This window comes from Micrococcus sp. HG099, from assembly GCF_024723355.1.
GTDB classification, from domain to species: Bacteria; Actinomycetota; Actinomycetes; order Actinomycetales; family Micrococcaceae; genus Micrococcus; species Micrococcus endophyticus.
Window position 1 is genome coordinate 1 of the sequence record NZ_JANQCJ010000107.1, and the last position, 8,166, is coordinate 8,166.

The window sequence follows — 8,166 nt, forward strand, 5'->3', positions numbered from 1 at the left end:
GGCATGGCCCGCGGCGGGCGGCACCAGGCGGTGGTCCGGGCGGCTCACGGGGCGGCTCCGGGCGCCGCCTCCGGGGCGGAGGCGTCCACCGGGCCGCGCCGGTCCAGGGGCCACACGACCTCCGCGGCCCGGCCCTCGACGCGCTCGAGCGGGATGAGACCGCCGCCGGGGCCGCCGAGCAGGGCGCGCGAGTCCCGCGAGGCGGACCGGTTGTCCCCGAGGACCACCATGCGCCCCTCGGGCACCTCGAAGGTCCAGGAGCCGTCCGCGGCCGGGTCCTGCACGGTGACGGGCCGGCCCAGGTAGGGCTCGTCCACCGGCGCGCCGTCGCGCAGCAGCCGCCCGTCGGGGGCGCAGCACTCCAGGCGGTCGCCGGGCAGGGCGAGCACCCGCTTGACGAACGCGTCCCCGGACGCGCCGAGGCCCCACGACCGGGCCACGTCCTCAAGGCCGCGCTCGAGGGAGCCGACGGAGCGGTACGGGGCCAGGCTGCCGGCGCCGTCGAACACCACCACGTCGCCGTGCCGCACCCCCTCCCCGCCGGCCGCCGACGCGTCCACGCGCACCCGGTCCCCGGGGTGCAGGGTGGGCTCCATCGAGCCGGAGGGGATGAGGTACACGGGCCCGGTCAGGGCCCGCAGCACCGCGGCCGCCACCACGGCGGCCGCGACGGTCAGGCCGATCCACGCCCACCAGGCGGTCCCGCCGGATTCGCGGGCCGGCGTCGCGCCCCGCCCGGTCCCGGATCCGGGCACGACGGAGCCCCGCGACCGACGGGGGTCACGGGGCTCCGGGTGCGACATGGCGATGCTCAGGCGGTGGGGACAGCGCCCGTGCGGATCACTTGGCGTCGACGCGCTTCTCGCGGATGCGGGCGGCCTTGCCGTGGCGGTCGCGCATGTAGTAGAGCTTCGCGCGGCGCACGTCGCCCTTGGTGACGACCTCGATCTTGTCGATGACCGGGGAGTGCACCGGGAACACGCGCTCCACGCCCACGCCGAAGGACACCTTGCGGACGCGGAAGGTCTCGCGCACGCCGTAGCCGTTGCGGCCCATGACGTAGCCCTGGAAGACCTGCACGCGGGCGGTCTTGCCCTCGATGATGTTGACGTGCACCTTGACGGTGTCGCCGGGGGCGAACTCCGGGATGTCGGAGCGCAGCGTCTTGCTGTCGAGGGAGTCGAGAATGTGCATGTTCATCTCTCCTGACGGACGCCACAGGTCATCCGCGTGGTAGGCGGGCGCACGGTCCGCCCTCGTGGGGACGAGGGGTCGGGGCCGTGTCCCGAGCGTGGGGCCGGGCCGACACGTGGGGTGCGGTCCCGGGGGTCCGATCCGTTGACGCGCGCCCCCTGTGGCAGGTCGGGCGTCCGGCGGACACGAGGGTCCATTATGCCACACCCGACGCCGGGCCTCGGCCCGCGGCGCGGCCCCCGGCGGGGACTCCTTCGGCTGCCGCGAGGGCCCCGGTCCCGGCCGCGGCTCAGCCGTCCCGGCCGAGCGTCTCCCACAGGTCCGGGCGCCGTGCCCGCGTGCGCTCCTCCTGCTGGGCCCGACGCCACGCCGCCACCTTGCCGTGGTCGCCGGAGAGCAGCACGGGGGGCACCTCGCGGCCGCGCCAGTCCGCGGGCTTGGTGTAGACGGGGTACTCGAGGAGCCCGTCCTCGTGGGACTCCTCCACGAGGGAGGCGGGATTGCCCACCACCCCGGGCACGAGGCGCCCCACGGCCTCGATCATGGCCAGCGCGGCCACCTCGCCGCCGTTGAGGACGTAGTCGCCGAGCGAGACGAGGCGCACCTCGAAGAGCTCCTCGGCCCAGCCGAACACGCGCTCGTCGATGCCCTCGTAGCGGCCGCACGCGATGGCCACGTGCTCGCGCTGCGCCAGCTCGCGGGCCAGCCCCTGGCTGAACCGCTCGCCGGAGGGCGTGGGCACGAGCAGCACCGGCCGCTCCCCCGCGCCCGCCGGCGCCTGCGCGGCCACGTGCTCCAGGGCCAGGGCCCACGGCTCGGGCTTCATCACCATGCCTGCGCCGCCGCCGTACGGGGTGTCGTCCACGGAGCGATGGCGGTCGAAGGTGAAGTCGCGCAGGTCGTGGACGTGCACGTCCACGAGGCCCTCGCGCCGGGCCCGGCCCAGCAGGGACACGTCAAGCACCGCGAGGTACTCGGGGAAGATCGTGACGACGTCGAAGCGCACGGCCCTCAGCCCTCCCGGCCCGCGTCGGCGTCCGCCTCGGCATCGGAGGCCGCGGCGTCGTCGTCCTGGTCCGCCTCGCCGGAGGCCAGCTCGAGCAGGCCGGGCGGCGGGGTCAGCACGAGCACGCCGGCCTCGGGGTCGATCTCCGGGACGATCTCCTCGACGAAGGGCACGAGCGCCTCCTCGTCCACGCCGTCCAGGGCCACGTGCAGCAGATCCTGGACCGCGCCGGTCGTCAGGGCGGTCACGACGCCCACGCGGCGGCCGTCGACGCGCACCTCGAGGTCCACGAGGTCGTCCTCGTACCACTCGTCGGACTCCTCCGGCGCGGCCGGGGCGGCGAACAGCTGGGCGCCGCGCAGGGTCTCGGCGGTGTTGCGGTCCGGGGACTGCTCGAAGCCGACCACGAGGATCTGCTTGTTCCAGCGGGCACGGGTCACCGTGAGCTCGGCGGGCAGCGACGGGCCGCCGTCCCGGACGGTCAGGGTCGCGCCGGGGGCGAAGCGGGCGTCGGGGTCGTCGGTGAAGACCTGCACGGTCACCTCGCCGCGGATGCCGTGCGGCTTGCCGATGCGGGCGACGCGGACGAGGCCGTCCTGGGGTGCGGGGCTCATGGGCTCTCCTGGGGTGGGGCGGGCGGGGGCGGGCGGCGCAGGCGGCGCGGCCGCAGACGACGACGGCCCGCCCGGTCCCGGTGAGGGGGCGGGCGGGCCGTGCGTCACGGTCCGTCAGCGACGGCGGTCGGTCTCCACCACGTCCACGCGGACGGGGTGGCCGGCCAGGCCGTCCAGCACGGTGCGCAGCGCGATGGCGGTGCGACCCTGGCGGCCGATCACGCGACCCAGGTCCTCGGGGGCCACGCGGACCTCCAGCATGTCGCCGCGCCGCTGGGAGCGGGCGTCCACGCGGACCGCCTCGGGCGTGTCCACGATGCCGCGCACCAGGTGCTCGAGGGCCTCGGTGAGCATGGTCACTCGGACTTCTCGGCGTCCTCGGCCGGGGCCTCGGCGGCCTCCTCGGCCGGGGTCTCGGCCTCGGCGGACTCCTCAGCCTTGGGCTCCTCGGCCTTGGGCTCCTCCGGCAGGATGACCGAGCCCTTCTCGGGGGCCACGAAGGCCTCCTTGTCGGACTTGGACTTCAGGGTGCCCTCGGCGCCGGACTCGCCCTTGAACTTCTGCCAGTCGCCGGTGATCTTCAGCAGCGCGGCGACCTGCTCGGTGGGCTGGGCGCCCACGGAGAGCCAGTACTGCGCGCGCTCGGAGTCGACCTCGATGTACGAGGGCTCCTCGGTCGGGTGGTACTTGCCGATCTCCTCGATCGCACGGCCGTCACGGCGGGTGCGGGAGTCGGCGACGACGATGCGGTAGTACGGGGCGCGGATCTTGCCGAACCGCTTCAGGCGAATCTTGACAGCCACGGGTGTGGTCACTCCTCAGTAGAGATCAGGGGGGCCGGGGCACCGCCGCGTGGGGGCAGCTGGCGATGGGTCTCGGCCGAAACGGAACGGAGCGCGCGGAGGATAGAGGGTCGTCCGGGCTCACGCTCAGTACCGGGCCATTCTGCCAGATACCGGGCGCGGGCGCACACCCGGCGCGCCGGGCGGCGGCTCGGCCGCCGCCCGGGCCGGCTCAGCGGTCCTTGAGGTACTTCTCGAAGCCTGCCGGCAGGTTGAGGCTGGAGGGGTCGAAGCCGTCCATGCCCGCGCCGCCGTCGCGGCCGAACACGGCCCCGGCCTGCGCCTGGGCGGCCCGTGCCTGGCGCTCCTCGAGGGCCTTGCGCTCGGCGGCCGCCTTGGCGGGGTTGCCGGACTTCACCTTGTTGCGCTTGGCGTTCTTGCCCTTGGCCTTGCGGGAGACGCCGCCGGGGGCGCCGGGCATGCCGGGCATGCCGCCGCCGGCGGCCATGCGCTTCATCATCTTCTGGGCCTCCGCGAAGCGCTCCAGCAGGCCGTTGACCTCGGAGACGCTCACGCCGGAGCCCTTGGCGATGCGGGCGCGCCGGGAGCCGTTGATGATCTTGGGGGCCACCCGCTCGTGCGGGGTCATCGAGTGGATGACGGCCTCCACGCGGCCGATCGAGGACTCGTCGAACTGCTCCAGCTGCTGCCGCATGCCCTGGGCGCCGGGCATCATCATGAGCATCTTCTTCAGCGAGCCCATCTTCTTGAGCTGCTGCATCTGGTTCAGGAAGTCGTCGAGGGTGAAGTCCTCCTGGTCCGCGAACTTCTTGGCCATCTTCTCGGCCTCGGAGCGGTCCCAGTTCTGCTCGGCCTGCTCGATCAGGGAGAGCACGTCGCCCATGTCGAGGATGCGCGAGGCCATGCGGTCCGGGTGGAAGACCTCGAAGTCCTTCAGGCCCTCGCCGGTCGAGGCGAACATGATCGGCTTGCCCGTGACGTGGCGGACGGACAGCGCGGCGCCGCCGCGCGCGTCGCCGTCGAGCTTGGTGAGCACGACGCCCGTGAAGCCGACGCCCTCGTTGAACGCCTGGGCGGTGGCCACGGCGTCCTGGCCGATCATGGCGTCGATGACGAAGAGGACCTCGTCCGGCTCGACGGCGGCGCGCACATCGGCGGCCTGCTGCATCAGCTCGGCGTCCACGCCGAGACGGCCGGCGGTGTCGATGATGACCACGTCGTGGTACTTCGCGTTGGCCTCGGCGACCCCGTCGCGGGCCACCTGCACCGGGTCGCCCGTGGCGGCCTCGAACTCCGAGGAGACGCCGGGGTGCGGGGCGAACACCGGCACGCCGGCACGCTCGCCGCCGACCTGGAGCTGCTTGACGGCGTTGGGGCGCTGCAGGTCGCAGGCCACGAGCAGCGGGGTGTGGCCCTGGGCCTTGAGCAGGTGCGCGAGCTTGCCGGCCAGGGTCGTCTTGCCGGCGCCCTGCAGGCCCACGAGCATGATCACCGTGGTGCCGGTCTTGGCGTGGCGGATGCGCCGGGTCTCGCCGCCGAGGATGCCCACGAGCTCCTCGTTGACGATCTTCACGACCTGCTGGCCCGGGTTCAGGGCCTGGGCGACCTCCTCGCCGAGGGCGCGCTCCTTGATCTGGGCGATGAACTGACGGACCACGGGCACGGCCACGTCGGCGTCCAGGAGGGCGCGGCGGATCTCGCGTGCGGTGGCGTCGATGTCCGCCTCGGTCAGCCGTCCCTTGCCCTTGAGGCTGCGGAACGTGGCTGTGAGGCGGTCGGACAGGGAGTTGAACACGGCGGGTGTGATCCTTCGAAGCGGGGTCGACTGATCCGGACGCGGACGGTCGCGGGCGCCGCGGCTTCCACCGCGGCGCCCGCCAAGCCTAGCAACCCGGCTGGAGGGGTCAGCCGGCGGCGCCGCCCCGATGGGCCTGCGCGTCGGCCGGGACCGGGACGCCGCCGAAGCCGACGTCGTAGTGGTAGGCCGACTCGTCGTGCAGGGTGAGGTCCACGCCGCGCTCCTCGTCCTCCTCGCTCACGCGCAGGCCCAGGGTGGCCTTGAGCACGAGCGCGATGAGGAAGGTGAGCACCGCGGTGAACACCACGGCCACGACGACGGCCACCGTCTGGGCCAGCAGCAGACGGCCGTCCCCGCCGTAGAACAGGCCCGCGGGGCCCTCGGAGGGCAGGGCGAAGAAGCCGATGAGCACGGTGCCCAGGATGCCGGCGGTCAGGTGCACGCCCACCACGTCGAGGGAGTCGTCGAAGCCGAGGCGGTACTTGAGGTTCACGGCCAGGGCGCTGGCCGCGCCGGAGACCACGCCGATCACCAGGGCGCCGAGCGGGCTGACGAAGGCGCACGCCGGAGTGATGCCGACGAGGCCGGCCACGATGCCGGAGGCGGTGCCGATCGAGGTCGGGCGGCCGCGGCGCACCCACTCCACCACGACCCAGCCGAGCATGCCGGCCGCGGCGGCGGCCAGGGTGTTGATCCAGATCAGGCCGAGCTGGCCCGTGTCGCCGGCGGCGCCGCCGTTGAAGCCGAACCAGCCGAACCACAGCAGGGCGGCGCCCAGCATGGTGAAGGGCACGTTGTGCGGCTTGTGGCCGGGGTCCACGCCGAAGCCCTTGCGCTTGCCCATCATCAGGGCCAGGACGAGCGCCGCCACGCCCGCGCTGATGTGCACCACGAGGCCGCCGGCGAAGTCCAGGGCCTCGCCGAGGCGCGAGCCGATGGCGCCCTCCTCGGCGAGCAGGCCGCCGCCCCACACCATGTAGGCCAGCGGTGCGTAGACCAGGGTCACCCACATCGGCACGAACACGCACCAGGTGAGGAAGCGGGCGCGGTCCGCGACCGCGCCCGAGATGAGGGCCACCGTGATGATGGCGAAGGTGGCGCCGAAGCCGGCGGCGATCAGACCGCCCTCCTCCATCGCGGTGGTGAGGCCGGGGTCGGCCAGCGGGCTGCCGACGAGGCCGAGCCAGCCCTCGCCGCCGGTCATGCCGGAGACCCAGAGGATCCACACGACGCCGACCAGGCCCATCGAGACGAAGGACATCATCATCATGTTCAGCGCGGACTTCGAGCGGGTCATCCCGCCGTAGAACAGGGCGAGCCCCGGTGTCATCAAGAGGACGAGGCCTGCGCTCACCACCATCCACACGGTTCCGGCGTCCAGGGTCATCTCGTTCATGGGCGTCTCCTCGGTCTGAGCCGGACGCCCGCCGCGTCGACGCCGTTCGTCCGGCGTCGTCGCCCGGTCCAGGATCGGACCGTTGCTCAAGGAGCGTAGCGGAGCGTGAGGCGCGGCACGGTGGCGCGCACGGAATCGGACGCAATGTGACGCGCCGCGCCGCCGGGGGTGACCGGGGACGCAGCGGGCCCCTCCCGACGACGTCGGAAGGGGCCCGGTGCGCGGCGCGGCGGGTCAGTCGGCCAGCAGCGCGTCCACGAAGCCCTCGGCGGTGAAGGGGGCGAGGTCGTCCGCGCCCTCGCCGAGGCCGATCAGCTTGACCGGCACCCCCAGCTGGCGCTGGATGGCGACGACGATGCCGCCCTTGGCGGTGCCGTCCAGCTTGGTGAGCACGATGCCGGTGACGTCCACGACCTCGGCGAACACCTTGGCCTGGGTCAGGCCGTTCTGGCCCGTGGTGGCGTCGAGGACGAGCAGGACCTCGTCCACCTCCGCCTGCTTCTCGATGACGCGCTTGATCTTGCCCAGCTCGTCCATGAGGTTCGACTTGTTCTGCAGGCGGCCGGCGGTGTCCACGAGCACGACGTCGGCCTCGAGGCGGATGCCCTCGGCCACGGCCTCGTAGGCGACGGAGGCGGGGTCCGCGCCCTCCTTCTCGGAGCGGACGGTGGGCACGCCCACGCGGGCGCCCCAGGTGGCCAGCTGCTCGGCGGCGGCGGCGCGGAAGGTGTCCGCGGCGCCCAGGACCACGTCGCGGTCCTCGGCCACAAGCACGCGGGCGAGCTTGCCCACGGTGGTGGTCTTGCCGACGCCGTTGACGCCCACGACCAGGGTCACGGCCGGGCGGCCGTCCCGGCGGGAGGCGGCGAGGCGGCGGTCCATGGACGGGTCCACCATGGCCACGAGCTCCTCGCGCAGCAGCTCGCGGACCTGCTCCGGCTCGCGGGTGCCCTCCACGGTGACGCGGGACTTGAGGCGGTCGACCAGCTCCATGGTGGGCTCGGTGCCGAGGTCCGCCATGAGGAGCGTCTCCTCGATCTCGTCCCACGTGTCCTCGTCGATCCGGTCGCGCGAGAGCAGGGCCAGCAGGCCCTTGCCGAACACGTTGTTGGACTTGAGCAGGCGGGCGCGCAGGCGGGCCAGCCGGGAGCCGGCGGCCTCCGGGCGCTCGAGCTCGGGCGCGGCGGGGGCGGCCTCGACCTCCTCGACGACCTCCGGCTCGACGAGGTCGACCGGCGCCTCCTCGGCCTCGGGGCGCTCGAGGACGGCGGTGGAGCCGCCGGGGGCGGCGTGCCGGGGCGCGGGACGGGGGTCGTCCGCGTCGCGCACCCCCTGGTAGGAGCCCTTCGGCGGGG

The 8,166-nt window shown here is 73.9% G+C and carries 9 protein-coding genes; all 9 read right to left on the reverse strand.

Translation table 11 applies throughout. The features are described from left to right. Nucleotides 1–44: 44 nt before the first annotated feature. On the reverse strand, nt 45–755 hold the full coding sequence (gene lepB / locus NWP10_RS09305; protein WP_258300701.1) for a signal peptidase I: 711 nt from the start codon (nt 753–755) through the stop codon (nt 45–47). 85 nt (nt 756–840) lie between these two features. Continuing rightward, entirely contained in the window at nt 841–1,194 is a 354-nt protein-coding gene (rplS, locus tag NWP10_RS09310) for a 50S ribosomal protein L19 (RefSeq protein ID WP_026107053.1), read from the reverse strand. A 289-nt stretch (nt 1,195–1,483) separates the two neighbouring features. Further along, nucleotides 1,484–2,200: a tRNA (guanosine(37)-N1)-methyltransferase TrmD gene (gene trmD / locus NWP10_RS09315; protein WP_258300702.1), complete on the reverse strand. Its 717-nt coding sequence runs from the start codon at nt 2,198–2,200 to the stop codon at nt 1,484–1,486. Nucleotides 2,201–2,205: 5 nt separating this feature from the next. Beyond that, entirely contained in the window at nt 2,206–2,814 is a 609-nt protein-coding gene (gene rimM, locus NWP10_RS09320) for a ribosome maturation factor RimM (protein WP_017489773.1), read from the reverse strand. A gap of 114 nt (nt 2,815–2,928) precedes the next feature. Then, a complete protein-coding gene (locus NWP10_RS09325; RefSeq protein ID WP_258300704.1) occupies nt 2,929–3,168 on the reverse strand; it encodes an RNA-binding protein in 240 nt (79 codons plus the stop codon). Nucleotides 3,169–3,170: 2 nt separating this feature from the next. Further along, the gene (rpsP, locus tag NWP10_RS09330; protein ID WP_017488696.1) at nt 3,171–3,617 is read right to left on the reverse strand and encodes a 30S ribosomal protein S16; all 447 of its coding nucleotides are present in this window, start codon (nt 3,615–3,617) and stop codon (nt 3,171–3,173) included. Nucleotides 3,618–3,828: 211 nt separating this feature from the next. Next, on the reverse strand, nt 3,829–5,412 hold the full coding sequence (gene ffh / locus NWP10_RS09335; protein ID WP_158494793.1) for a signal recognition particle protein: 1,584 nt from the start codon (nt 5,410–5,412) through the stop codon (nt 3,829–3,831). 109 nt (nt 5,413–5,521) lie between these two features. Beyond that, a complete protein-coding gene (locus NWP10_RS09340) occupies nt 5,522–6,811 on the reverse strand; it encodes an ammonium transporter (protein ID WP_017488694.1) in 1,290 nt (429 codons plus the stop codon). Nucleotides 6,812–7,045: 234 nt separating this feature from the next. Beyond that, on the reverse strand, nt 7,046–8,166 hold a 1,121-nt coding region (gene ftsY, locus NWP10_RS09345; RefSeq protein ID WP_258300703.1), incomplete at its 5' end, for a signal recognition particle-docking protein FtsY.

Excerpts from the sequence above, each read along its gene's own strand:
- rplS (WP_026107053.1), bottom strand. The coding sequence starts at position 1,194 with ATGCACATTCTCGACTCCCTCGACAGCAAGACGCTGCGCTCCGACATC.
- NWP10_RS09340 (WP_017488694.1), bottom strand. The coding sequence starts at position 6,811 with ATGAACGAGATGACCCTGGACGCCGGAACCGTGTGGATGGTGGTGAGC.
- rimM (WP_017489773.1), bottom strand. The coding sequence starts at position 2,814 with ATGAGCCCCGCACCCCAGGACGGCCTCGTCCGCGTCGCCCGCATCGGC.
- NWP10_RS09325 (WP_258300704.1), bottom strand. The coding sequence starts at position 3,168 with ATGCTCACCGAGGCCCTCGAGCACCTGGTGCGCGGCATCGTGGACACG.